The organism is Hafnia paralvei ATCC 29927 (assembly GCF_001655005.1).
Classification (GTDB): domain Bacteria; phylum Pseudomonadota; class Gammaproteobacteria; order Enterobacterales; family Enterobacteriaceae; genus Hafnia; species Hafnia paralvei.
On sequence record NZ_LXET01000019.1, the window covers coordinates 1 to 1365 of the forward strand.

The 1365-nt window shown below is 55.2% G+C and carries 1 protein-coding gene; it reads right to left on the reverse strand.

Annotated elements, in window-relative coordinates:
* The coding region (locus M988_RS06255) for a beta strand repeat-containing protein (protein ID WP_169817469.1) at positions 1 to 1365 on the reverse strand (1365 nt) is incomplete at both ends.

Genomic DNA, 1365 nt, shown 5'->3' on the forward strand with positions numbered 1-1365 from the left:
CTGTGACCGTCAGGGCGCCAGCGACAATGGTTGCTGTCCCGTCGTCTGCCACAAAGGTGGTGTCGACGCTCTGGCTGTTACCATTAACGGTGGCGGTGACTTTACTGATACCGGCGGTGATGTTGGTCAGCGTTGTCGCCGCTAAACCATTTTCATCGGTGTTAGCCGACGCGGTGGTGACTGTCGCGCCGTTATTCGCGGCGAAGGTGACTGCCACATTAGGCACCACGTTGCCATTAGCATCGGTCACCTTGGCTTGAACGGCGTTGGTGTCCGTGCCGTTAGCAACCGCGTTATCAATGGTGATCGTCAAATCGCCATTAACAATGGTTGCCGTGCCGCCGTCAGCCACAAAGGTGGTGTCGACGGTTTGGCTATGGCCATTAATTTTGGCTGTGACCTTCGATACTCCTGACGTGGTATTGGTTAACGTGGTGGTGGCTAACCCTTGCTGATTGGTGGTGGCAGATGTCGAGGTTACCGTTGCGCCGTTATCCGCGATAAAGCTTACTGCGACATTGGGTACCACGTTGCCATTGGCATCGGTCACCTTGGCCTGAACGGCATTGGTATCCGCGCCGTCGGCTTTGGCGTTATTAGTGGTGACGGTTAAATTGCCATCAATAATGGTGGACGTCCCGCCGTCGGCGATAAAGGTGGTGTCCACGGATTGGCTAGTGCTGTTAATAGCCGCGCTGACTCGACTAATCCCCGTTTTAGTATTGGTTAACGTTGTGCTGGCTAAACCATTCGAACCGGTCATCGCTGATGCCGTTGTGACTGTGGCACCGTTATTCGCGGTGAAGGTAACCGCCACGTTAGGCACTACGTTGCCGTTAGCGTCGGTCACCTTGGCCTGAACGGCGTTGGTGTCCGTACCGTCAGCAACCGCGTTATCAGTGGTGATCGTCAAATCGCCATTAACAATCGTTGCTGTCCCGTCATCAGCCACAAAGGTGGTGTCAACGGTTTGGCTGTTACCATTAACGGTGGCAGTGACCTTACTGATACCGGCGGTGATGTTGGTCAGCGTTGTTGCCGCTAAACCATTTTCATCGGTGTTGGCCGACGCGGTGGTGATCGTCGCACCGTTATTGGCGGCGAAGGTGACTGCCACATTAGGCACCACGTTGCCGTTGGCGTCGGTCACCTTGGCCTGAACGGCGTTGGTTGCGGTGCCGTTGGCTTTGGCGTTGTCAGCCGTGACCGTCAAATTGCCACTGACAATGGTTGCCGTGCCGTCATCAGCCACAAAGGTGGTGTCGACGGTTTGGCTATTACCGTTAATCGTGGCGGTGACCTTACTGATACCGGCGGTGATGTTGGTCAGCGTGGTAGTGGCTACGCCATTTTCATCGGTGTTAG